Genomic DNA, 25005 nt, shown 5'->3' with positions numbered 1-25005 from the left:
TTATCCCCGCTGTTCGTCGTTAATTCGTTCGGTTGTGACTTGTTTTAAAACCGTATCGTACAAAGGTACAATGGCCGCGGCGTCGAAGTCCTTTGCCCGTTCACGGGCTTTTCGGCCCAAAGCCGCCCGTTTTTCCGGTGCGGAGACGAGGCTGAGGATCGCCCGGCTTAATGCCGACTTATCGCCCACAGGTACCATTATACCCGCGCCGGATGATCCGACAATATCTTTGCCGCCGTCGGTCGCGGTGGTAATTACGGGCAAACCTGCCGCTAAGGCCTCGGTAATTACAATGCCGAAAGGTTCCCATGCCGAAGCGAGCACGAAAGCATCCGACTCGTACATCCAGGCATATGGGTTCGCGGCAACCCCGGGCAGGAAGACACGCCCTTCGATTCCCAACTCTGCAATCAAGGACTCAAGGCGGTTCCTTTCCGGACCTTCTCCCAGGATGACAAGCTCCAGGTCTTGAGCCGAAGACTTGCATGCTTCCGCAAAACCGGCCAGCAAATCATGATGGGCCTTTTGCGGGGCCAATCGTCCGACCGAAATCAACCGCAACCGTCCCGGAGCCTTATTCTTCAAATCAGCTGGCTTCTCCTCCTTCAGTTTGTCGATAACTGTCAGATCTATTGCATTGGGTATAATGGTAATCCCCGGGAGAGGTATTCTCAGGACCTTCGTTATTTTCCCCGCCACCCCCTCTGATATGGCAATGTAATGTGCCACCTGCGGGGGGATGTACCGTTTTACCAGTAATGAACGCAGCCCGCCCAGCCACCGGCTGGCGAAATCCGCTTCCAGGTCCGACTGAACCGACCAGACGAATTTCGGGCGTCTTTTCAACCCGCGCAACGCCAAGGCGCACAAGAGGCTGGGCAGCCATAGAAAGGTCAGGACCGCGTCGAAATTATTGGCGCGCAAGAACTCCCGGACGGCGCCGGCCTGCCGGAGGGACCAGGACAGCTTTCCCGGCGCGCTTTCAGGTAAATGCTCGGAGAGGGCGTGCAGCTTTACGTCGTCCGGCAGGTCTTTGCAAAACAGCCCCTGTTTTTCCAGAACGAGTACCGATACCTCCCAGCGGGAACGGTCAAGGTACCGCGCCACATGAAGCAACTGCCTTTCGGCCCCGCCCACGGCAAGATTCGTGTTTAAAAGAAGCAGGCGTTTACAAGACAATAGAATCCTCCAATCCTGATAAACACTTGCATCTGAATGTATAATTCTCAAAGCGGCTTATAAGAATCCGGCTTGAAACCTCACTTGAAACCTCAAGTGTTAATTCGAATGGCGGCACAGATTTAACAATTCTTCTCCCAGATGCTTGACTGAAAAGTTATTTTCGGCGAAAAAACGCGCGTTGCGGCCAAGGGTCAATCTTTCTGCTTCGGTCATCCGGTAGAGATGGAGGATGGCGTTAGCCAGCGCCCCGGCGTCGCCGGGGGGTATGACCATGCCACAGCCGGCCTTTTCTATTACCGCAGGCTGGTCGTTGACCGAGGTGACAATCACCGGCCTTCCGGTAGCCAGGTATGCCGAAAGCTTGAAGGGGTACTGGGTTTCCGTAGCCTTGTGCGCGATTCTCGGCGAAAGCAAGACGTGACAGCGATTCATGTAAGACGGCGTTTCTTCACGCGTTAAAGGCCCGATAAAGGTTGCGTTATGTAAACCGAGCGAGGCATAACGTTCACTAGGAAAGCCCATAAGCAGGAAGCGGATGTCCGGGTGCGCCTCCAACAACCGGCATGCTTCAAAGACCGTCTCCAGCCCCTGCCAGAAAAGGTCGTTCCCGCAGTAACCTATGATGAAAGGCCGCGAAGGCGGAGGATCACCGCTGTAGAAGAGATTAAGGTCGACCGGTCCCCACAGTACCCGGATTTTGTCTGGATTGACGCGATAAAGCTTGCGTATCAGTTCACGCTGAGTATAACTCATTGCGATAACGGCGTCGGCCCGTCTGGCGCCCCAAAAGTCGATGAAACCCAAAACCAGGCGCTTAAGAAGCAGGAGTTCCGGCTGTTCATAATAAGATAAGCCGTGCATCTCAAAAACAACCCTGACTGAAGGATGGCGGCGCTTGTAAAGTACGGCCGGCAAAACGGCTACCGTGGTTACCGCGTGAATCGCATCAGGATTGATCTCGTCTAATCGCCGGAGCGCCGTTTTGGTGAATCCCCAAAACCCTGACGGTGCATTGCCTTTCTGCTCTTTTTTCTTGTCTTCCCCCAAAGACCAGGTGTCTCGGGTATCGTTTTTGCCGCCTCGATCTATAACTTCCAGCTTCAGATTTTGTTCAATCGCCTCGATGTTTAAACGAACGCGGGTGGGCGTAGCGCGCGGAGACGCAAGCTCCGCGGGGTATATAACGACCGCCTTTAAATTTTTATGAATTGGTGAATTGTGTACCTGATGCATCTTTTCGCTGATGCTTTTAAAATCAGATCGTCTTTGATTATTTGACATCAGTAACCTCACGTGTTACCGACAAGAATGATCCGGCGCATTCATTCAGCCTTACCGGCAAGTCTTGGCGTGCCTTTTCTTCCAATTCATTATCTGGTCCTGGTGGAATGTTAAGCCACATTTCTTTTAATCTAAAAGCAATGTCTTCTTCTGAATAAGGATTGAAAAAAGTTGCTTGTGGAGGGTTTTGATCGCGGTGGGCAGGTATGTCCGACAGAATAACACGCTTGCCAAGCGACCAGGCTTCGTTGACCGTCAAGCCAAGTCCTTCGAACAGCGAAGGATTAATAACACACACAGACTGGCGCATTAATGGGAAGATGTGTTCTCGTGGGATCACGCCGAGAATAGCTACTTGATCTCGGATACCCCAGACCGAAATTTTTTGGAGCAAGTCACTAAAATGATTTGGATACCGGCGATCACCCGGATAACCGCTGCATACGATAAAAACTTTTATACCCTCATCTTTTAACTGTCTTAATACTCGAAAAACTAGTTCATGGTTTTTGTGTCTCCAAAATCTGTTGGGTAGGTAGATAAACCTTTCAGGCAAATGGTATTGAAGAGAAACACACTTTGAATCGATGTCGTAAACTGACTCCGGTATAAAACTTACAGTCTTTATTACCCTCGCCTTATGTGCATATTTTGGTGCAAACAATTTAAAATCCTTTTCGACCGCATCACTCATTAAAACAATCCGGCTTGAAATTTTGGCTGTTTTTAAAAAAACTCGATTCCTCCACCGGCGTTCCGAAGGTTCAAACATTTCTGGAAGATGGACATGCTGCAAGTCAGGAATCCAAGATAGGGTGGGTATACTTCCGTTTCGGTGTTGGACGACATGGCCAAACAACACGTCAGTTTTAAGCTGTTTGTATTTTAAGAAACCTCTGATGTCATAGGAAAACAGATGCTTAATGGTACCTTCTATCGCCCATAAAGGAGTACCCCGCGGGAAACTAGGTAAGGAAACGGTATTAATGCCTGTTTCCTTAAGCTCTGTGGGAACATCTTTAGAGGATATAATAAAACTTACTTCTATTCCATCTTTATAAGAAAACTTAAGAGCTTGAGCAAGCCCTTTAATATAGGTAAAGCTACCCTGCCATGAATGTGCTCCTGATACGATGAACGATATTTTCATTCAGCTAAAAGTGCCTCCTGCACAGTCGTTAGCTCTTCTTCAATCAGCAGTTTTATTAAATCTTCGAATCTCAAATGGTACTCCCACCCTAAAATCGTTTTGGCTTTTTGTGGGTTTCCGTAAATCTCGTCGATATCCGAAGGCCGATAAAGGTCCTTATCAATTACAACATGGTTCTCCCAATTCAGTCCCAAATAAGCAAAAGTATATTCAATAAATTCAGTCAGGGTATGCGACTCACCTGTAGCGACAACATAATCTTCAGGGTTTTCCTGCTGTAACATTAACCACATAGCTCTCACATAATCTGGTGCATAACCCCAATCCCTTTTTATAGCAACATTGCCTAACTTGAGTTTATCTGTTGACCCCTTGGCTATTCTTACCGCCGTGTTTATTATTTTTTTTGTAACGAAATTACTTCCCCGTAAGACCGACTCATGGTTGAACAGAATCCCGCAACAGGAAAAAACCCCATAAGCTTCTCGATAATTCACAGCAATCCAATGGGCAGATGCTTTGGAAACAGCGTAAGGACTGATAGGGTGCATAGGGGTTTCTTCAGTTATCGGTAATTCGGACACCTTTCCAAACATTTCGCTGGAAGATGCCTGATAAAATCGAGATCCAAGATGCAGTAACCGTACGGCCTCAAGTAAATTAACAGTGCTCATTATGTTGAATTCGAGTGTTCCTATGGGTTGATCGAAAGAAAGACCCACTGAGCTTTGAGATGCTAGATTGTATATTTCATCCGGATTGTGCTTGTCGAGAATCCTGATAATGTTTGATAAATCAAGGAGATTAGCCGAAAGTATCTCCACCTCCCTGTCTATCCTAAGAAACTTAAGATTTTTTAAATTGATACTAGCAGCGCTCCTTGTAATTCCGTAAACCTTATAACCTTTACTGAGGAGTAGTTTTGAAAGATAGGATCCGTCTTGCCCTGTAATTCCGGTTATTAAGGCTTTTCTCATTAATGTATCACCTTTTATACGTTGTTAATTCTGTTTTGATTTCATAGCTGCATGGTCTTCCCATGTTTTACTGAGATTCTTTCTTATGTACCGAATATATGCTGAATAAATAGTAAATGAATGTCTATTTCTCATAATAAGGTATTTAAATGGGGAAATGTTTTTATCTGTAATAACATGAAATTCGGGACTAATCATGTAGTATTTGCATCCAAATATTTTTGCTAACAAATCTAATGTTTTGGGTTGATAAAACGATATATGTTGACCGCTTTCAAAGGAATAATACCACCAGTTCCTATCTGGGATTGGTTCTTTGAAGGTTAGAGTTGAAAATAAGATTGTTCTAGTGTGATATTTTTTAAAATATGTTTCTAAAAATACTTTTGGGTTCTCTATATGTTCTAAAACCTCAAAAGCAGTAAGGGCTTCGGCTTTAAACTCGTCTGTTGGTTCAAACGTTTTAGCAAAAAGGTTCTCACAATAAGGATCTAATGTATAAAAATCAAAACCAATATCACGCATTAATCTTGTTAGTAATCCATATCCGCCACCAATGTCCAAGAACCTTGCATTCGGATTGCAGAAAATGCAAAGAGCGGGTTCTAGTATTTTGGAATTCGATATATTCCGCCGGACTACTCCAGTGTCTTGGCATGATATGGCACTCTGATAGGCTTCATCTAGCCAATACGGTGTTTCAGTCTGCAGCATTCCACTCTCTTCACTAAAGTAATAGGTAACATTATATTTTCTCAGGATTTTTTCTGAGAATGCTGGTTTCATCGGCTTTTCAGTAATTGGACAAATCTTGTAATCGGTCAATAGGTTTTTCCTCGACATAATATCTTAAAATGTAACATATATCTTACCCTAATATACTTTTAAAATCCACAACCATGACATGCTCTATTGCTGTAGAATTATTTTTTAGTAAAATAAACGCATGCCACGGCGCGTGCCGCTGCGGCCCGGTCCGGTTCCACCGGCACAGGGTTGGGCCATTCGCTGCGCGGTTTACTAACCCATTCGGCATACTTACAGCTGGCGCATTCTTCGGCGCCGGCGGTATTCCACCCGTCTTCACGGTAACGATAAAAAACCTCGCTTTTTTCAGTGTAAGGCTCGAACGCTTCTACGGCCAGCGATAACAAATTTTTGTCAAACTGCTGAAAGGCACCGAGATCGGCGTAAGCTCCGTATGGCACGCTTATGTACATCACGCCGCCGGGCTTAAGCACCCGCCGCAGTTCCTGAACGGCCCGGACGAAGTCTTTCGGTTGCCGTTCACGGTAAAACTCGTCATGCGTGTACAGCGCGTTGTCTAATCCGATATGTTCGAGAGTCGATAGACAGGCGATAGCATCGAAGTAATCGTCGACAATCGGTATTTGCCGTAAATCACAAAACTCATAGGAAATTCCCTTTCGCCAAAAACAGTGGTCCTCGGGGGCCAGGGTCATGATCCACAGTTTCTTTTGCCGGAAGACGGGGTGTTCCAAAACATAATCGTGGTTGAGCGTGGACCCCGCATCAAGGAAATAACCGGGCCCGGCATCCATGTTTGCGACCAACCAGGGATATTCGACACAACGTTCATCGATACCCACGCCATAGCCGGAGGGCAAGGAAGAACCATGGCGAAAAAGACTTAAGATACTCTGATCAGCAAGCGTTTGCTGAATGTAATGATTTTTGAAAGCAGTGTACCCATCCGACCACGGAATCCTGTTACGTATGTAACGCCTTAAGGAAGCCGTATTTTTGGAACCCTTGATCACGTCCTGCACTAGCGGGGGAAGAAGACTTTTTATAGTCGTTTTTAAGTTCATTTGCATCTCACTTTGGAGGAGTTTATTTTATTCTATAATTGCTTTTTAATGACTTCCGCGAACTCTTGCATCCTTTGATAATAAGTATGGTCGCGCAGGGTTTTATCTTGTCCCGTGCGGCCGATGGTTTCCCGTTCCCGGTCGTTTTCCAGATAGTGCCCGATAAGGTCGGCGCATTCTTTCGGGGTCCGATAAGCGATTACTTCCTTTCCATGCTCAAACATCTCGTGCAGGTTTTGTTTCCAGTCGGTGATAAGAAGGGTCCCGACTCCCGTTGCTTCGTATAACCGGCAATTGTTTGCGTACGGGGGAACGTCTCCGTGATGATTTAAAGTAATTTTAGAATTTTGGAGAATTTGGTACATTTCCCGGCCCCATGCGGGTCCAGCATAATGTTTCTGAAGTGCCGGGCTGTTTCTAAGCTGGTTAATGCTTGGTCCCCAAATCTTTAGCTCGCTGAAGCGTGCGGCTATGGTCTCCAGCAACTCGATCCGGCTTTTGTGTACCGCATGAAAAGAACCGATAAAACTTATCGGTATGTCTTTCCGGCTGTCTTTCAAGTACGAAAGGATTTGCGGCTCGAACGCTAGACGGTTTAAAACGCAGTTGACGCCCTTCTGCCGGAACCAATCTATCGTTGGCGGGAATGACGATATGACCAGGTCGTAACAACCCCAGTCTTCCGATTCCGGCAGCTTTGTGGCGGCATGTTGCCCCACTAGTAACTGGGTATAAGGTTTCATCTCTTTAAGAAAATTTGGACTGACGTTGTTAACTACCCGATTGAAAAGGATATCGGGCTTGTAGTGCTTTATCTGTTTCGCGAGAATTTCGTAAAACCAGTTCTGCCGGCTGTCAAGCGACTGCAAGACGGGACGGAAGAAAGGCTTTAACAGCCTAAGCGGCGTCCGGGCAGCCGTCCGCCGCAGTTTTTTTAAGTACTCGCGCAGGCGAAGTTGCGTCAGCGCGTTGTCTTTGCCCGCGGCGCCGTGTTCTTTTGCCCAGGCCGCCTGCATGAACCCGTTGTTGGCGTGAATGTCCCAAGCCTCGTACCCGAGCTTGCACAGGTTGCTTGAGTAAAAGTTCGCCACTCCGAAGAGGCTTTCGTTACGGACCCGCATCTGTTCATCGTAGGGCTGCTTTTCAAGGCCGGGATTCCGGGAGTAGACCCACTCCAGGAAATCGGGATAGTCTGTGCTTATTATTAAGAACCTCACTGTTGCGCCACCGCCTGCCAGAAGGAGCTGCTCAACTCGTCAAGACCAGTACTGCGCACGAACGGGGGGTCTTCCGCCAACTGGTCGAGTTCCGAAACCTTAACAACCGAACGCATGTCGGATTGATAAGCGTCAAGCATCGTACGCAGGTTCGCCGGCAGCTTGAACATTGGGTAAAGCACGTAGGCGGGCAGCCCGCAGAATGCCGCTACCTTGGATGCCGTGGATTTGACCGATATTACTTTGCTGAAACGGTTGCGCAGGCACAGCTCTTCGAATGGTATCTTGGGGGATACCATTTCAAAGCCCTCCAGCTTAAGTCTTTCGGTATCCGTCAGCCCCGGTCGGGGTTTGAACAGTAGACGGTATCCCGTAAAGCGCCGTTTGATAAAATCCAGTATTCCGTCGTACAATTCCTGAATAGACGGGTCGTCTATGCCGAAAAGCGGGGTTCTTTCGCCTGCCACCAGAACCGACTTTTCATCATTACCTTCCTGATTAATCCCGTATAGATGCCGCAGCGCGACAAAAGGAGGAGGCAACCTGTAGGCCGGACCCTTGTGGCCTTGCCCCCAGTCGGAAATGCAGATAGTCCGGTGATAGGGGTTGCGCTTGAACCAGTACGCGTAGTTGAAAGTTGAGTCCGAGTTCCACCGGTATTCCAAGGTGGAGGCGCCGAACAACGTGTTGAAAACATTATTGTATAAAGGATATAAAAATTTTTTTGATTGACACATGCTATCTCGTTCCTGGTCGCACATCCTTAAAGCCACCAGCCGTGACTTGTCACCAAGTTGCCGGCAGATGATGTTAGCAAAGTACTCCCGAAAAGAACTAATGAGTATGAAATCAAAGTCCGTTTGTTTTTTTCGTAGCTGGTGCACGAAAGCCCGGCTTTGAGCCATGTCGGACCAGGGACGCCGGACCAGGCCTGGGAACCTGACAACGTTGATGCTTGCATACAACTTTTCCAGGTCTGCATTCAGCTTCCGGAAAACCCGTTGCGTGGTCAAAAGTCGAAGCTCTGTTTCCGGTTCGGCCAACTTGAGAAGGTACCCGACCGCGCTCAGGTAGTAAAGTTCGAAAACCGTATTTGGAACACAAAGCGCCTTCAATACTGATTCTCCTTGTTCATAATCATCCCGTTATTCCTAGGAAAACCTACATTCTCTTGTCGCTTTTGCTTTAAGTTCCGGGTTCCGCTCGACGAACGTTATCAGTTCATCCAGCGTGAAAGGTCTACCGTCGTAAAGGCCGTGGAAGATTATTTTTAATACCTCCAAATCCTCAGCGGTATCCAGCGTGAAACTGTAACCTTTACGGTATTTCTCAGCCACCGGCATTTCGCATACCCGGAAGAGGTCCGGGCGCTTAACCGCGTAAGTCAAATGCTCGCGATGGCTCGGGTCATTGAGCAAACTGTAAGCCCGCTTCAGTGCCGGAGTCGAAATAATTTCGGTCTCCGTTCCTTTGGGAATTCCATACCACGTATAATCGGCATTCATTCGGTTGTGGTAATCTATAGCCCGGTCGAGGTGAACCCAATCTATCAGGATATCGTCGCCCGTAACCCTTACGATATTATCGGCGTTCTCCCTATCGGCGGCCTGTATGAAACGCTCCATCACGTTCTCCTCGCTTCCCCTGAAGCAGCCGACCTCTTTACGTAATGCGGTTTCGGCGATCAGGTCGTTTTCAGGGTTGGTAGAGGTGCAGACGATGATTCCCGCCGGGATGGAGGCTAGTTTCAGCCGGTCGATTAAGTGCTCAAGCGCTGATTGTCCGGCTATTTCGACCAATGCTTTGCCGGGCAGGCGCTTCGATCCGTACCGGACCCCGACCAGCACCATGGTTCTGGTGCCCGTACCGTTAATGGCGCCTGTTCTCTTCAAGGTTCTCCCGGCGCCGGCAGACTTTCGGTTTGTTATTGCAAGTCCTCCTCGCGTAAGATCGTTCCTTCCGGGATGTCCCGGAGCGCTCTGCGGCCGACCACGGACGGCCAGTTCTGCGCGGGTATCCCGTTCGCCGGGCGCAGGAAGGTAATGCTTTCTCTTGCGATGATTTCTCCCGCGCGCAAAGCCCGCCGCGCTGCGACGCTCCTTCGCATCGGTTCCCGGTTTGTCCGTTCGCAGTCCATAACGCTTTTCAGTGGCTGTCCGAGGGATTTCTCTATCTGGCGGATGCTTTTCACCAGTTCCGCCATCTCACCGGGCTCCAGGGATAGCTGGTGGTCCCTGAAAACCTGGTCCTGCTTCCGGTACGTGAAGTGCTTTTCAATGACACAGGCGCCGAGGGCAACGGCCGTCTGGCAGGCCAAAGCGCCCAGCGTGTGGTCGGAGTATCCGGTAAGGACGTTGAAACGCTCGCGCAGGTATGGAATGGAAAGAAGATTGGCCTGATCGATGGGCGTGGGGTAGCTGGAAACGCAGTGCAGCAGGACAACCTTCTCTTTCAACGGCCGTGAAGAAACCAGCTTAATCGTTTGAAGCGCTCCGGTAATCTCCTCATCGGTTCCCATCCCTGTGGATAGAAAGATGGGCTTGTCCTTTTTGGCGATGTGCTCTATCATAGGATAATTTGTTAAGTCCCCCGAGGCGATTTTAAAGACGGGAACAAGATCGTCCAGCATATCGGCGCTTTCGAAGTCAAAGGGGGTGGAGATGAAGATCAGTCCTTTTGATTTCGATAATGCCGCCAATCGCCTGTACTGGTCGTTTGAAAGTTCAAATTTCTTTAACTGAAACAACCGCTGTTCCTCAGATCTTGCAACAAGCTTTTCCGCCCACAGCGTCTGAAACTTAACGGCGTTGACTCCGGCCTCCGCTGCTTTTTCCACCAGCATTTTGGCGGTCTCGAAGTCGCCCTCGTGATTGTTGCCTATCTCCGCGATTATAAAATACGATTTTCCTATTTCAAAACCGTTGACCTTCACCGTTCCAGTCGTCCTTTCGTTATTAGCAGCCCTTTATTCTTTCATCTGCCTTGCGGCTAATATCTGCTCAACCAGCCAGAATTCAAACTCGGAATCTATCTGAAAGCTCTCCTCCCTGGACATCAATATGTGACTGACCGTAGATCCCACAAATTTTGACTGGGTTATGGTTTCCGTTTTTGACAATACGATTGCGCCGTTTTCGGCGTAAAGCATTTCCTTTTCCAGCCGGAGCCGCCTTTCCCTGATAAGCGGTTCAAGCCCGTGTTTTCTACGCCGGTAAAAAAAACTGTCGTCCTCCCTTACCGATATAACGCTGTCGCAACTAAAAATCTGCAATGTGTCAATCGCTTTTTGTATGTGCCGGGCCTGGCGCAAGGGGGCGTTGACATACAGGAGGAGTACCGCGTCGGGCACATAACCCGAATTTTCCTTCAGCTTGTTCAGAACATGTAAAACCGTCGGTTCTATAGGAAAGTGCATACGAGCCAGTTCAGGACTCCTGTATACTGTTTCCACGTCCGGGAAGGAAGCTGCGTGCTCCAACACCTGACGGTTGTCGGAGGTTACCGCTATACGGTCCAAGGCTTTCGATTCAAGCGCCGCTTGAACGGTGTAGTCCATGAGCGGTTTTCCCGCGATACGGCGCATGCCAAGCGGTAAACCGTTGGCGGTTTCCGCTCCCCTGACGGGTATTACGGCCAGGACCTTTAAAGGAGGCATGTCCTGTCTTTCTACGAAATCTCGTTTGATGCGCTGGCGGGTCCGTAAAATCCGGTCGGTATAGGTCGTCAAGCTGCCCGAATGTTGACGGTAGTAAAAAAGGGGAAGGTTTACGTTTGAAACCGGATACTTCCGGATCAGCCTCAACCACAGATCATACCCGTCCTGGCACCGGATATCCTCATTATATCCGCCAAGGTCGAGCAGACACGATTTTCTGATCATTGAGCAGGCGCCGTGCGCGGGGACGTCCATCAACTCAATCTCGTCGTTTACCTTGCTCCGGCGCTCCAGCCTCAGGATCTCTCCATTCTCTGAGATTGTCCAGTAGTCAGGGTAGACAAGTGCGACCTCAGGGTTTCGGTCCAATGTATTGCTTAAAACCAGCAAAGCGTTTTCGTCCAGGTAATCGTCCGCGTCCAGCCGCATAATGTACTCGCCGCACGACAGCTCTATGGCGCGGTTGCAGTTACGGGTAAGCCCGAGGTTTTGCTGGTTGACTAAAATCCTTACTTTAGGGTGCCCCTCAAAGGTTGACAGGACTGCCCCGGTCTCATCCATTGATGCATCGTCAATCACAATCAACTCCCAGGAATCATGGGACTGGCGCAGCACGCTTTCGATCGCCTGCTTAATGTACTTGCCGTAGTTGTACGTTGGTATGTAAATAGTTACTTTCGGCATAAAAACTATCAACCTCAATGATTAAGCGTTTGTGCAGCATTACTAAGTTTCACAATATCGTCAAGATATCTTATTGTCCAATATACTTAGTTATCTTTTTCCGCAACTGAAGATAGATGAGATTCCTGTAATATGTACCAGTTAATCTTCTACCAATATGTAGGGAACAGGCTTTGAACAGGCAAAATTTCTGGAAAAACGGCAAATCGGACCATTTGAAGCACTTGAACAGCAATCTTGAATATTCAAAGAGACAAAATAATACTTTAAAAAGTCCTTGGTATGTACTTACATTTGAACTAAAGCCGTGCTTTCTTTCGAAAAACAGTGGTTCCGGAAAAGTGACGAGATCTCCTTTATCGATGCAACTCAGCACAATTAAAACGTCTGTGCCCATTGGATCTTTCCTATCCATCAGTGACGCGGATTCCATTAAGATATGTCTGCGAAAAAGACCGTAGACAAGTGCGCCGTATGTATTACTTAAGAAGTAACGTAGTCGCTCAATGTACGGCATCCCTAATGAATCTCGCACCAACGGGCGAATGTACCTAAGTTCTCCGGACAACTCGATTTTTGCTACTTGGGAAACCGCAAGTACCGCTGAATCATATTGGTTTAAAAGAAGTAATAATTCACGAATATATGAAGGGTGCCACATATCGTCATGTGCCGCCCACATGAAATACTCGCCTTGGGATAGCTCGAGCACCTTTTTAAAGTTGCCGAGAGGTCCGATGTTATCCTGGTTTCTCGTATATCTTATCCGGTTATCCTTATTTGAATATTTTTTAATAATATCTGCCGTATTGTCTATTGAAGCATTGTCGCAAATAATCAGTTCAAAATTATCGTATTCTTGGGCGATTAATGTATCTAACGCTTTTTCGATAAGATTTTCGCCGTTATAAACCGGCATCCCGATAGAAACTAGAGGACGACTATTCACCAACGTTGCTCCTTATGATGCTGCGTAGGGAATCGCAAACATACTTTACTTTTTCTCGATTCATATTAAAACCGCTTGGAAGGTTTATCCCGTAAGGAGAAACTTTATAGCTTATTGTATTGTTCAACCGGACTGAAACGGCCTGCTCCAACCCGTCATACGCAGGAAGGAGGCTCAAAGGATGAAAAAACGGCCGGCAACTGATACCTTTTTGCGCCATTTCTGCAATTAGCTTTTCTTTTCTTATACCTGTTTCCTGGTATAGGATAGCAGTGACCATCCAGTAGGTATTCTTTGTAGAATGGGCTTCGTAGTTCAGGGTAATGCTATTAATTTTAGATAGTTCTTTTCGATACCAATCAAAGATTTGACGTTTCGTACCAATCAAATCGTCTATCCGTTCTATTTGAGCTAGTCCGAGGGCTGCTTGCATACTGCTCATTTTGTATTTGTAAGCTACTTCAGTGTTCCAAAATAATTTATTGCCCGGTTCTCGTCCGTGGTCTCCTAAGAACAGACAGCGTTCGTATAGATCATCACGGTTTGTAACCAACATTCCACCTTCGCCGGTAGTCAAAGTTTTTGAACCATGAAAGCTGAAAACCCCCGTGTCGCCGAAACTCCCGGCTTTGTGTCCCTTGTACTCGGAACCTATTGCTTCGGCGGCATCTTCTATAACCGCAATTCCATATTGCTGTGCTACTTCTCTGATTCTGTCCATTTCAGGCATATTGCCGTAAAGATCCACCGGAATTACAGCCTTGGTTTTGGGGGTTATCAGCCGCTCAAACGATTCTGCAGACAGACACCAGGTTTTTTCATCAATATCGGCGAAAACCGGCGTAGCACCTACGTATGAAATCGGGGCGGCACTTGCGATCCAGGTTATATCGGGAACTATTACCTCGTCGCCTTCCTTAATACCCAAGGATAATAATGACAGGTGAATCGCCGAGGTACAAGAAGGGAGCGAGATGGCATGACGGACACCGATGTATTCGGCGAAAGCCTTTTCAAAGCGTTGATTGTATATATTCGCATTACCGTACCAGGCGTTGGTAACGGCATCCGTTACATATTTGATTTCCCTGTCCGTTATCCAGGGGCCGGCAACAGGTATTGTTTTCATATGTAATTACCCCTTTATGCGCTTTAAATAGCCGTCGGGAGCTACCGTGATAAGAAGCTTCTGCTCAATTTCCTTGTCTATTTCAAAGCAGTCGTTATTCTGCAAAAACTGCTTAACAGCGGTCTTAGGGTTATTGCCCTTACCCCACGGGCGGTCCGGGAAAAAGTCTTCGGGCATGTCTTCCACAAGGGTATCGAAGACGACCAAATAGCTGTCCTTGGTGACAAATGGTGAATACAACTCCAATTCTTTGAAAACATGATCATGAGTGTGATTGGAATCCAAAGCCACTATAACCTTTTCCTTTCCCTTAGCCAGATCGGACACTTGTTGAAGAACCCTATTGTCGATTGAAGAACCTTCGATCATGGTAATCCTTTTGGACATCGAGTGCTTTTCAATTTCGGTCCTGTTATGATTACGGATATCAATATCAATCCCCAGAACCATGCCGTCTTTTCCGATTAATTCGAGCATCGAGGCATAGAAAATAAGTGAACCGCCATGGGCAATTCCTGTTTCTATTATTAAATCAGGTTGTACCCGCCAAATTAGTTCCTGCATCGCAACCATATCCTGCGGCAACTGGATGATCGGTCTTCCAAGCCAGGAGAAATTGTACGAGTATTTATAACGCGAAGTCTCCCTAAGCCAAATGTTGGAAAAAACCTGCAGGACGAGATCTTTGCCAAGCGCCTGAATATTCTTGCGGACTTCGGCATAAAACCTTTCAATCTCATTTGCGTTACCCATTTAGACGATCATTCCTTTTTATTCTAATACGGCAAAAGACAATTGCGGCGTGAAGGGGAAGCGCTGAATCCGAAGTTTGGACAAACCTAATGTTTCGAGCACAGCCAAAGTCTCTCCGGGCCAGGCCGCTTGGTTCAGTTCATCGAAGGCAATAACCGCTCCCTTGGGCATACGAGGCAAAAAGGTTTCGATTGCAGCTTTTGTCGGCGTGTACAAATCAAAATCTAGATAGATCATGGCGATAACCAAGTGAGGGTTCTCTTGGACATAATCGGGTATTGTTTGACATGCATCTCCAATTACCAATTCAACGCGTGGGATGTGCCCTATGGGTCTGTTAAGGTCGTATAACCGGACGGCTTCTTGCAAGTCGTCATACGCATTAGTAGTTAGCCCACCTTCAACGGTGTAGGTTAGGTTTTTCTTGCCTTTATCCTTATCGTCGATCTCAACGAAACCGGTAAACGTATCGAATCCTATCACGCGGCGGATATGGTTATATGGTTCATATATCGCGCTGAGCTGAGCCCAAGTCATTAACCCCCCGCCGAGGAATACGCCGCATTCTATGATATGTCCGTGAATACCAAGCACCTGTTGAAACAAAGCATGCTTAGCGAGAAACAGGCTTATTGTCTGCCGGGGAACATACTTGGCGAAATGCCTTAGCTTGTCGATATTGGTACCAAGACTGTTTTGGAAGTATTCATCCATCCCATTAACAAAGTCATGATCTTGCCTTGTTTGGTTTAATGGGTCGAGCATTGAAAACTGTTCATTAGGTTTATCGGGCATGGCATTTTTCCTCCACAAGCATTTTTAATCCACTGGGGAAATCAATTATCGGTTCCCAGCCAAGTGTGGACCTTGCGCGACTATTATCCATGACTATATTACTGGCGTAATTATCAACCTTAATATGTTGAAGCTTACTATGGGAACCACACAACTCGATTATATATCGTGCAACTTCGGCAGTGCTGGTCCCAACACCTGTTCCAAGGTTGAAGGTCCCCTGTGCGCCAAGCTTAATAACCTGCGCAACAGACCTGCATAGATCACTGACATGAAGTAAATCGAGTTTGGGAAAACCGTTTAAATACTTATGGGTTACAATTTCCTCATTCCGTAATGCCTTATTTAAGAAATTCCAAATAAACCTGGGCCGATCACTTTCGGTGCCGTAAACCGGACTGGAACGCAGAATCGTATAACGCAATCCGTTGTTCCGATGAAAAAGGTCAATTAAGGTTTCGCATAAAAACTTGGTTTGACCATAAGTGCTTCCGGGATGTGGGGGAAGGGCTTCATTTGCTCTTAGTTCCTCTGTTTTGTAACCGGAATAAATCTCCCAGCCGCTGAGAAATATCAGCCACAGCTGATTTTCACTACAAACATCGAGAACGTTTTTGAGCATGATTAACGCTTGCCCCATAGACTCATTGGTTGAGTAGACCCTTGGGTTTGCCAGATGTATTACGGTATCGATGTTCTTCTCCTTCACCAAAAGATCCAACTTAACCACATCAGACATTAGATTAATTTCACTGCGTGTCGGTCTGAAAGTTTCTAAATTATCCAGGTGAGCTGCAAGAGTTGTGCCGAGGAAACCTGATGATCCAGTTATTAACAGCCGTTTTGGGGTTCCAGCCAATGATGTCGGTGAGTATTTTTTCGTTTCCGACTCAAGAGCTTGACGAACGGCCGACAATACCTCAATCTTTATTGAGTTTTCTCCCGTTGTCTTTAAAACCTGTCGAACAGCTTGATTTAAACCTATTTGGTCATATCTGGCTATAACCCCGGCAGCTATTGCATTGCTTCGCGATACGCCGTAGTCACAGCAGATGACCACTTTCTGCCCTTGCAGCAGATGCGATAACGCCTCATCAATCTTAGAATTTATTGCACTTGGTTCGTTGCCGCTTTTATCGACAAGGTCACGGACATCTAAGAGATGTATATCAGGCTGCGCAGTAGCCTCATTAAACGCCGAGGTGCCGATATAATCCGTGATCCAGCGGGTCATTGCTTCACCTCTTCCTTGCCGACAAAAGTTTCTTGCAAGCTGCGCAAATAATATCCGAATTTAACTGCAGGGAACACCGGTTCGTCCCCGAGAAGTATGTATCGCAAATAGGTGTCGATTTCGTTTAATCCCGCCATGGATCGTAGATATGTAGACGCAGAGAACCTGGGGTTGATTTCAAATGGCAGTAAGGTTCCATTCCGGACACGTCCTTGAATGTTCAGAGGCCCGGCACTATTGATTGCTGCTGCAATCCGCTCAGCCTGTACTCGCACTGCAAGGAAATCATCGATTAAACCCTGGCTGTATCCACTTGATATCAACCCTGTATTTGTTTTTGCGGAAACCGATAGTTTAGTGTTAAACAACCGTTGCATCGCTATGGAGCCGACTAAGCGGCCATTTGGCAGTGAAAGGACTCCTATGGTGAATTCCCCTTCGTCCAGCGGGATGTATTCTTGGATTAATGCGACGCCACGGTTTTTAAGAAGGTAGCTTATATACAGTTTTATCTCATCTCTATCCGAAACAAGGAACACGAAAGAGCTGCCGCCTGTTTCAGTGACAGGTTTAATTACGCAAGGATAAGAGATGTCTTTAACTTCACTAATATCTCGAACTGTAAAAGTCTCGGGAGTTGGTATGTTAAGCTCCTTTAACCTCTTAAACAGGCTTCCTTTATTTGAGCAGGTGGCAATCACCTCAGGCGAGTTTGCTGCAATTGCGACGCCTATATCCGCAAAGCTCCTTGCACACGGTCCAAGTAAGGTTAATGGCTCTTCTCCTCCGGGGACGATGGCTTGTATGCCATTATTGGTGCAGATTTCACGTATTGATTCTACGTATTTATATCGATTCACCCGGAATGTTTCGGTGAACCCTTCCTGATAATGGCCATAAGCATATTGAGAGATATCGCATCCATAAATTGAATATGATGCGGTATCTCTAAGACATTTAAAAATTTCCGTGCCTAAGGAAGCGCCTCCTATGCCGGCAATTAGGACGGGTATTTGAAGCTTCATTAAGCAATGCCTCCAGTAAAGTCCGGATAATGCTTGTCCTTATCTGAAATAACGCGAACCGATGTCGCCCAGTCGATTTTGAACGCCGGATCATCCCATCTCACACCTCTCGCGCATTCCGGATGATATAATTCCGACATTTGATAAAAGACGATACTATCATCTTCTAAGGTTTGAAAACCATGCGCAAACCCTTTAGGGACATAAAGCATCTTAAAATCTGTTGCGCTTAATTCGGACGCAAACCATTTGCAATAGGTCGGAGAATCAGGCCTAAGGTCAATAATCACATCGTATATCGATCCTTTAATGCAGGTAACTATTTTAATCTCTTCGTGAGGGCTTTCCTGGTAATGCATCCCCCGGATTGTACCCTTCCTTTTATTGGAAGAGATATTGCATTGAACAATTTCACTGTTTAACCCATGTTCACTGAACTCTTTTTGACAAAAGCTTCGGGCAAAGAACCCGCGTTCATCTCTTATTGGTTCTAATTCAACTATATAAGCTCCTTTTAAAGGAGTCTCCTTAAATCGCATTTTTAGATCACCTGTACCTGAGGAATCGGAATTATAAACTTGCCGTTCCATTCGCGAATGTAACTGATTTGTTCCATGATTTCATTTTTTAAATTCCAGGGCAGGATGATAACATAATCCGGTTTCGTTAGCTTTATTTTATCGGGGGATTCAATAGGTATATGACTTCCGGGAAGAAAACGCCCTTGTTTATAAGGATTTCTGTCTACCGTATAATCAATAAAATCAGTTCTAATTCCACAGTAATTAAGAAGGGTATTACCTTTGGCCGGGGCGCCGTAGCCTACAATTGTCCTGCCTTCTTCTTTAAACTTAATAAGAGAACTTACTATATGGCGCTTTACGGCTTTTACCTTATCGGAAAATGCAAGGTAATAATCAATATTTGAAAAACCGAGTTGGTTTTCGTATTCTTTTAAATGCTGCACCCGGCCGGAGACTTCTTTGGATTGGTCTTCCTGATGTTTGGCGTAAATTCTCAAAGAACCGCCGTGAGTGGACAATTCCTCAACATCGAAGATGGAAAGACCATGGGAAGCGAATATATTGGATATCGTCAGGAAAGAAAAATAAGAAAAATGCTCATGGTAGATGGTATCGAACTGGACATCCTCAATAAGTTTCAAAAGATGAGAAAATTCCATGGTAATAACGCCATGTGGTTTTAAAATAACCTTTAACCCTGCAATAAAGTCATTCAGTTTCGGAACATGGGCTAAGACGTTATTCCCTATCAGGAGGTCCGCATATTTTCCTTCCGATGCCAACCGTTCAGCCGTTTGTAAGCCAAAGAAATCCGTTTCCGTGGGAATCCCTTTCTGCTGCGCTACCGCTGCAACATTTTGCGCAGGTTCTATCCCTAATACGGGGATGTCCTTATTTACAAAGTATTGAAGCAAATAACCGTCGTTGCTGGCGATTTCGATAACATGAGACCGGTGGTTGATATCGTAAGCCGCCGTCATTTTCAAAACATACTCTTCAGTATGTTTTAGCCAGCTTTCTGAAAAGGAAGAAAAGTATGCATAGTCGCTGAATATATTTTCAGGGCTTTCGAATTCATTAAGCTGCACTAAAAAACAGTTTTCGCATACGTAGACATCCAAAGGGTAAAATGGCTCCATCCGGTGCAACTGTTCTTCCGACAGGAAGGAGTTGGCCAAAGGAGAAGAACCGAGAGATAAAAATGAATGTCTAAGTTTGTGGTGACAAAACCTACAGTTCATGAGAGATTAGCGTCCTTCCTGAAGAAGATGGTCCTCGTAGCTCTTAATCTGGGAAACGGTAAGATTAAAAACGTCTTTATTCCTGTAATAAGCCTTATACCATTCAACGGTTTGTCTCAATGCAAACGGTAAGTCCCATTGCGGAGACCAGCCTAATCTTGCTTTTGCCTTACCGCAGTCGAGTTTTAAACAGTTGGCTTCGGGTGGATGTTCGTCCGCCGAGGTGGTCCAGGAGGCGCCTTCCCCCCAGATCTCAACTATTTGTTCTACAATAGACCTAACGGGCTGCGCAGCATTATTATCGGGGCCGAAGTTCCATGCCTCCATAAATTGCGGCCCATCTTGGAGAAGCCGTTGCGCTAACAGCATATAACCGTACAATGGCTCTAAAACATGTTGCCAGGGACGAACGGCATTTGGGTATCGAATAACAACTTGCTTGTTTTGGGAGAAAGCCTTAATACAGTCGGGTATAAGCCGATCTTCAGACCAATCGCCGCCGCCGATAACGTTTCCTGCCCTGACGGAAGCGAGAGATAACCCGAGTTTCCCTTGATCGAAGAAGGAGTCTATATAAGCCTTTGTAACCAATTCGGCACATGATTTACTGCAACTATATGGGTCTGAGCCGCTCAGTCGATCACTTTCCCGATATCCCCAAATCCAATTCTTATTCTCATAGCACTTGTCGCTGGTCACGTTGACCAAAGCTTTAACTCCCTCAACTTGTCTTACTGCTTCAAGTAAATGTACTGTACCCATTACATTTATTGTAAAAGTATCAACTGGATTTAAATAAGAACATCTTACTAAAGATTGAGCTGCTAGGTGAAAGACAATCTCAGGACGATATTCTTCGAGTATATTTTTTAAATGATTGTAATTACAAATGTCACCTTTTATAGCAACAATTCTATCTTTCAGATTAAGGCAATTGAATAAGCTGGGTTCGGTGGGAGGATCTAAGGCGTAACCAATAACTTTTGTACCTAATAAACTTAGCCATAGCACCATCCAGGATCCCTTGAAACCTGTGTGACCTGTTACTAATACAGTGCGATCTTTATAAACGCCATTAAACATTGAATGTGTCAAACTACCACACCTTCCATGGGGCGCTTCCTGAATTCCACAAATCTTCCAACGTATTCTTATCGCGCAAGGTGTCCATAGGTTGCCAAAAACCTGTATGTTTATAAGCCATAAGTTGTTTGTCTTGAACGAGAGCTTCCAACGGTTCCCGTTCAAAACTGGTTTTATCATCTTTTAGGTATTGAAGAACCTCCGGTTCAAGCACAAAAAAACCGCCGTTAATCCAAGAACGGTCTCCAGAAGGTTTTTCAACGAAAGACTGGACTTGGCCTCTATCTTCAAGGACCAAAGCTCCAAAGCGCCCCGCAGGTCTTACAGCGGTTATCGTTGCTAATTGTTTGTTCAATTGATGACATTCAACCAACTTTTTGATATTTATATCAGCTAACCCATCCCCGTAAGTTAACATAAAAGTTTCACTACCGATGTACTGCTGGACACGCTTCACACGTCCGCCTGTTAAAGTCTCTATGCCCGTATCAACTAGTGTGACTTTCCACGGTTCAACGTGGTTGCTGTGAACGTCCATAGAATTATTTTTCAGATCGAAGGTAACATCACTCATATGTAAGAAGTAATTAGAAAAGTATTCTTTAATAACATATCCTTTATAGCCTAAACAAATAATGAACTCATTAAAGCCGTAAAACGAATATATTTTCATGATATGCCAAAGAATCGGTTTCCCACCGATTTCAACCATCGGTTTAGGTTTGACCGTCGTTTCTTCGGAGAGGCGTGTACCGAAACCTCCAGCGAGGATGACTACCTTCATTATGATTTACTCCTTTCAAGGTTCGGTAGAGCTGATTGATGACTGGTATTGTGCAGTCCACTTGAGTAAAGGTCGAATCACGCCGGGTATCCGTCTCGTGTATCTTCCCCTGGCAGTATCTCCGTCAAGACTATCAATAACTTGAAACGAAACAGCGTCTCGTTCGAAGAAGTGAACTTGTACCGGGTCCAACGTAGAAACAGCGACTCCGACTATATATGTCCCTTCGGAAAGCAAGTTTCCGGGAATCCAGCATGTGCTTTTCCAGATACCTGCTTGTCGTGCTTGAGTACCCCAGACAGGGTCATACGAATCGTTCGAAACAAAAACATAAGTGCCTTGAGAATCAAACACATGAATATTGGGGGTTAATACGCGAGAATCGTCAAGGACCCAATATTCCATTTCAATTCCAACCGGTTGACGTATATCTACTGATTCTTGAGTTTCTCCTTCAGCGTTACAAATCCGTACAGAACGAAGCTTTGCCATGTGGTCCCCCGGAGCTTTTTGAACATCCTTCCATTGGCGCTGGGCGCTTGTACCAAGGTCCGACATAAGATAATAACTTGTTATCTCAGCTGTTGGCCCATCGCGAATAATCTGACCGTGGTCAATCAGTAGAGTTCGTTCACAAAGACGGTTTACCGCCGGCATGTTATGGCTTACAAAAAGTACCGTGCGGCCTCCCTCTGAAACTTCTTTCATTTTACCTATACACCTTTTTTGAAAAGAGGCGTCTCCAACCGCAAGAACCTCATCAACCAAGAGAATTTCTGGTTCTAAATGAGCCGCAACGGCAAAAGCCAGTCTTACATACATACCACTGGAATAAAACTTCACCGGTGTATCAATAAACTTATCAATTTCAGAAAAAGCTACTATCTCGTCAAACTTATGTTTTATCTCACGTTTTCTCATACCCAGAATAGCGCCATTTAAATAAATATTCTCACGGCCTGTTAGTTCAGGGTGAAAGCCTGTTCCTACTTCAAGTAGAGAACCTACCCGGCCATGGATTTCAGCAAAACCTTCGGTTGGTTGGGTTATCCGGGATAAAATTTTTAAAAGAGTGCTTTTCCCAGCACCATTACGTCCTATAATCCCAAGAACCTCTCCGGGTCTTACTCGAAAAGAAATGTCTTTTAATGCCCAAATTGCTCGAGGAGATTCGGCTTTGGCAGATGTTTTTCCACTTAACGCCGACACCAACATACGATATGGAGCACTTAGATTCTGCGTTAAGACGTCCCTTAACGCATGATAACGTTCTTGTGGTTTTATCCGATACTGTTTACCAAGATTCTCTACCCTGATAGAGATTCCATTCATTAATATGCTTAACCCCCAAATCCCAACGGTCATGTGACGTATTTCAAAGCGCTACTTTGTACATTGCGTCGGCCTTATAATAGGTCCGCAATTGTACCTTCCACCCTTCTAAAGTAAAGAAGTCCTCCAATAAGTATGAATACCACCATTAGAACGGAAACTCCAAGCAGTTCAGGGGGGTGTCCCTGGCCGAGCACTGCCCAGCGGAAGCCTTCGATCACGCCGGCCATCGGATTAAGTCCATAAAGGATACGCCATTTTTGGGGAATCAAGCTGCTTGAATACACCACAGGAGAGACGAACATCCAAAACTGAATCAGAAATGGGACAACATACCTTACATCACGGTAGACCGCGTTCATCGCTGTAAACCATAAGCCTACACTTAGTGCCGTAGCCACAGCCAATAGCAAGAAAGGTATTACCGTAAAAACCGCCATGGTCGGCGTAATATGATAATATACCATCATTCCTATAAGAATAACAAAAGCGATAGCAAAGTCAACAACGCCCGGCATTACTGACGCGACAGGTAAAATTATTCGCGGGAAATACACCTTGGTGATAACTCGTTGGTTCTCAACTATTATATTGGTTGCACTCGTAAGGGCGCTGGCAAAATATGTCCAAGGCAGAAGGGCGCTGTAGTAGAAAATAGGATAAGGCAGCCCGTCTGAAGGAAGTTTTGCAAGATGGCCGAAAAAGAGGCTGAAGACCACCATGGTCATGAACGGTTGTATTACCGCCCACGCGGCACCGAGCACGGTTTGTTTATAACGCACCTTGATATCCCGCCAGACGAAGAAATACAGCAATTCTCGGTACTCCCAGAGTTCCTGCCAGTTTATCCCGAGCCAGCCGCGGGAAGGTTTAATAACCACAGTTATAGGTTCCTTATTGTCCAATTTGGGCCTCTCTTCCTTACCGTAGCGCTATTTTACGGCTCGTTGCGCCAAATACCAGTCGATTGTCTGCCGCAGCCCTTCCTTAAAAGTGGTTGTTGCCTTAAAACCGAAGTATTCCTGTGCTTTTTGGGTATCCAGGCGCCGGCGCGGCTGCCCGTCGGGTTTGCCGGTATTCCACTTAATACCGCCCGTAAAACCGACCAGGTCGGCGATCAATCGGGCAAGGTCCTTTATGCTGATGTCTTGGCCGGAGCCGAGGTTTACCGGTTCATTTCCGTTGTAATGCTCGGCAGCCAGCAGGATTCCTTCGGCGGCGTCTTCCACATACAGAAACTCGCGCGTCGGCCGGCCCGTTCCCCAAACCTCTATGCTTTCCTCGCCTCGTTCTTTGGCCTCCACGCACTTGCGGATGAGCGCCGGGATAACGTGGGAGGTCTCAAGGTCTAAGTTGTCCTTCGGGCCATAAAGGTTAACCGGAAGAAGGTAGACGGCGTTAAAGCCGTACTGCTCACGATAGGCCTGGGCCTGCACCAGAAGCATCTTTTTTGCCAGGCCGTAAGGAGCGTTTGTTTCCTCCGGGTAGCCGTTCCAGAAGTTTTCTTCCCTGAACGGCACGGGCGTGAATTTCGGATAGGCGCACACCGTGCCGACGGCCACGAACTTCTGCGCCCCTGTCCGCCAGGATTCATGCATCAATTGAACGCCCATCATAAGGTTGTCGTAAAAAAATTCGGCGGGGTGGACGCGGTTCGCGCCAATGCCGCCCACCCGCGCGGCAAGATGGATGACGATATCCGGGCCGGTGTCGCGCAGGAGCTTCCGGATTTCTTCCAGCCGCCGCAGGTCGTAATCCCGGCTGCGTGGAGCAAAAACTTGCCGGCAGCCGCGCTCGCGGAGCTTATCTACCACGAAAGAGCCGAGGAACCCGGCCCCACCTGTTACCGCGACCGTTTTGCCGTTCCAGAAACTCATATTTCATTCCACCCGTTCTGCAAGTCAGTACCAAGTAAGTGCAAAGTTAAGTGGTCAAGTTGTTGAGTAAGGGTATCCAAACAACTTACCCACTAAACTACTCCACTAATAAGTGCAAAGTTGAGTGGTTAAGTTGTTAAATAAGGGAATATCTTTAATTAACATCGGCAGCCTTGGGTCTGTAAATAGTTTTGTGCTTTTGCCCTTGTCCAACCACTCCTAACGCAGATAAGATTTCACCTTATCCGGGAAGAAAATCGACAACTGCAATAGAATCTGTCCCCAGTTTTGAATTCGGCCG

The 25005-nt window shown here is 46.5% G+C and carries 24 protein-coding genes; all 24 read right to left on the bottom strand.

All coding sequences use genetic code 11. The features are described 5' to 3' along the window. A complete protein-coding gene (locus tag AB1500_09975; GenBank protein ID MEW6183484.1) occupies nucleotides 1-1179 on the bottom strand; it encodes a glycosyltransferase in 1179 nt (392 codons plus the stop codon). Nucleotides 1180-1278: 99 nt separating this feature from the next. Beyond that, complete coding sequence (locus AB1500_09970) at nucleotides 1279-2463, bottom strand: glycosyltransferase family 4 protein (GenBank protein ID MEW6183483.1); 1185 nt, start codon at nucleotides 2461-2463, stop codon at nucleotides 1279-1281. Continuing rightward, entirely contained in the window at nucleotides 2453-3613 is a 1161-nt protein-coding gene (locus AB1500_09965; protein MEW6183482.1) for a glycosyltransferase family 1 protein, read from the bottom strand. The genes AB1500_09970 and AB1500_09965 overlap by 11 nt, the downstream gene beginning before the upstream one ends. Next, nucleotides 3610-4590 (bottom strand): GDP-mannose 4,6-dehydratase, encoded by a 981-nt coding sequence (locus AB1500_09960; protein MEW6183481.1) that lies wholly within the window; start codon nucleotides 4588-4590, stop codon nucleotides 3610-3612. Before AB1500_09960 ends, AB1500_09965 begins: the two co-directional genes overlap by 4 nt. Before the next feature lie 24 nt (nucleotides 4591-4614). Continuing rightward, nucleotides 4615-5415 carry a class I SAM-dependent methyltransferase gene (locus AB1500_09955; GenBank protein MEW6183480.1) on the bottom strand — a complete coding sequence of 267 codons (801 nt, stop codon included), beginning with the start codon at nucleotides 5413-5415 and terminating at the stop codon, nucleotides 4615-4617. A gap of 98 nt (nucleotides 5416-5513) precedes the next feature. Then, a complete protein-coding gene (locus AB1500_09950; protein ID MEW6183479.1) occupies nucleotides 5514-6218 on the bottom strand; it encodes a methyltransferase domain-containing protein in 705 nt (234 codons plus the stop codon). A gap of 236 nt (nucleotides 6219-6454) precedes the next feature. After that, nucleotides 6455-7639 (bottom strand): glycosyltransferase, encoded by a 1185-nt coding sequence (locus AB1500_09945; protein ID MEW6183478.1) that lies wholly within the window; start codon nucleotides 7637-7639, stop codon nucleotides 6455-6457. Further along, nucleotides 7636-8754: a hypothetical protein gene (locus tag AB1500_09940; protein ID MEW6183477.1), complete on the bottom strand. Its 1119-nt coding sequence runs from the start codon at nucleotides 8752-8754 to the stop codon at nucleotides 7636-7638. Before AB1500_09940 ends, AB1500_09945 begins: the two co-directional genes overlap by 4 nt. A gap of 36 nt (nucleotides 8755-8790) precedes the next feature. Further along, complete coding sequence (locus tag AB1500_09935) at nucleotides 8791-9531, bottom strand: hypothetical protein (GenBank protein MEW6183476.1); 741 nt, start codon at nucleotides 9529-9531, stop codon at nucleotides 8791-8793. Between the two features lie 32 nt (nucleotides 9532-9563). Continuing rightward, a complete protein-coding gene (locus tag AB1500_09930) occupies nucleotides 9564-10571 on the bottom strand; it encodes an N-acetylneuraminate synthase family protein (protein ID MEW6183475.1) in 1008 nt (335 codons plus the stop codon). Nucleotides 10572-10604: 33 nt separating this feature from the next. Next, entirely contained in the window at nucleotides 10605-11978 is a 1374-nt protein-coding gene (locus AB1500_09925) for a glycosyltransferase (GenBank protein ID MEW6183474.1), read from the bottom strand. 70 nt (nucleotides 11979-12048) lie between these two features. Beyond that, nucleotides 12049-12927 carry a glycosyltransferase gene (locus tag AB1500_09920; GenBank protein MEW6183473.1) on the bottom strand — a complete coding sequence of 293 codons (879 nt, stop codon included), beginning with the start codon at nucleotides 12925-12927 and terminating at the stop codon, nucleotides 12049-12051. Further along, nucleotides 12920-14056 (bottom strand): DegT/DnrJ/EryC1/StrS family aminotransferase, encoded by a 1137-nt coding sequence (locus AB1500_09915; GenBank protein ID MEW6183472.1) that lies wholly within the window; start codon nucleotides 14054-14056, stop codon nucleotides 12920-12922. The genes AB1500_09920 and AB1500_09915 overlap by 8 nt, the downstream gene beginning before the upstream one ends. A 6-nt stretch (nucleotides 14057-14062) precedes the next feature. After that, nucleotides 14063-14809 carry a cephalosporin hydroxylase family protein gene (locus AB1500_09910; GenBank protein MEW6183471.1) on the bottom strand — a complete coding sequence of 249 codons (747 nt, stop codon included), beginning with the start codon at nucleotides 14807-14809 and terminating at the stop codon, nucleotides 14063-14065. 18 nt (nucleotides 14810-14827) lie between these two features. After that, the gene (locus AB1500_09905; protein MEW6183470.1) at nucleotides 14828-15604 is read right to left on the bottom strand and encodes a TylF/MycF/NovP-related O-methyltransferase; all 777 of its coding nucleotides are present in this window, start codon (nucleotides 15602-15604) and stop codon (nucleotides 14828-14830) included. Continuing rightward, on the bottom strand, nucleotides 15594-16838 hold the full coding sequence (locus AB1500_09900) for an NAD-dependent epimerase/dehydratase family protein (GenBank protein ID MEW6183469.1): 1245 nt from the start codon (nucleotides 16836-16838) through the stop codon (nucleotides 15594-15596). Before AB1500_09900 ends, AB1500_09905 begins: the two co-directional genes overlap by 11 nt. Beyond that, nucleotides 16835-17863: an ATP-grasp domain-containing protein gene (locus tag AB1500_09895; protein ID MEW6183468.1), complete on the bottom strand. Its 1029-nt coding sequence runs from the start codon at nucleotides 17861-17863 to the stop codon at nucleotides 16835-16837. Before AB1500_09895 ends, AB1500_09900 begins: the two co-directional genes overlap by 4 nt. Then, complete coding sequence (rfbC, locus tag AB1500_09890; GenBank protein ID MEW6183467.1) at nucleotides 17863-18402, bottom strand: dTDP-4-dehydrorhamnose 3,5-epimerase; 540 nt, start codon at nucleotides 18400-18402, stop codon at nucleotides 17863-17865. The genes AB1500_09895 and rfbC overlap by 1 nt, the downstream gene beginning before the upstream one ends. A gap of 2 nt (nucleotides 18403-18404) precedes the next feature. After that, nucleotides 18405-19628 carry a class I SAM-dependent methyltransferase gene (locus tag AB1500_09885; GenBank protein MEW6183466.1) on the bottom strand — a complete coding sequence of 408 codons (1224 nt, stop codon included), beginning with the start codon at nucleotides 19626-19628 and terminating at the stop codon, nucleotides 18405-18407. A gap of 6 nt (nucleotides 19629-19634) precedes the next feature. Continuing rightward, nucleotides 19635-20723 carry a CDP-glucose 4,6-dehydratase gene (gene rfbG / locus AB1500_09880; protein MEW6183465.1) on the bottom strand — a complete coding sequence of 363 codons (1089 nt, stop codon included), beginning with the start codon at nucleotides 20721-20723 and terminating at the stop codon, nucleotides 19635-19637. A gap of 1 nt (nucleotide 20724) precedes the next feature. Further along, the gene (rfbF, locus tag AB1500_09875; protein ID MEW6183464.1) at nucleotides 20725-21495 is read right to left on the bottom strand and encodes a glucose-1-phosphate cytidylyltransferase; all 771 of its coding nucleotides are present in this window, start codon (nucleotides 21493-21495) and stop codon (nucleotides 20725-20727) included. Nucleotides 21496-21510: 15 nt separating this feature from the next. Next, entirely contained in the window at nucleotides 21511-22827 is a 1317-nt protein-coding gene (locus tag AB1500_09870) for an ABC transporter ATP-binding protein (protein MEW6183463.1), read from the bottom strand. A gap of 74 nt (nucleotides 22828-22901) precedes the next feature. Next, nucleotides 22902-23732: an ABC transporter permease gene (locus AB1500_09865; protein ID MEW6183462.1), complete on the bottom strand. Its 831-nt coding sequence runs from the start codon at nucleotides 23730-23732 to the stop codon at nucleotides 22902-22904. A 27-nt stretch (nucleotides 23733-23759) separates the two neighbouring features. Beyond that, on the bottom strand, nucleotides 23760-24704 hold the full coding sequence (locus tag AB1500_09860; GenBank protein ID MEW6183461.1) for a GDP-L-fucose synthase: 945 nt from the start codon (nucleotides 24702-24704) through the stop codon (nucleotides 23760-23762). Nucleotides 24705-25005 lie beyond the last annotated feature (301 nt).

The organism is Bacillota bacterium (assembly GCA_040755295.1).
In the GTDB taxonomy this organism is placed as follows: domain Bacteria; phylum Bacillota; class Desulfotomaculia; order Desulfotomaculales; family Ammonificaceae; genus SURF-55.
Note: the sequence above shows the minus strand (reverse complement) of the source record. Positions and strands in the feature narration are given on the sequence as shown.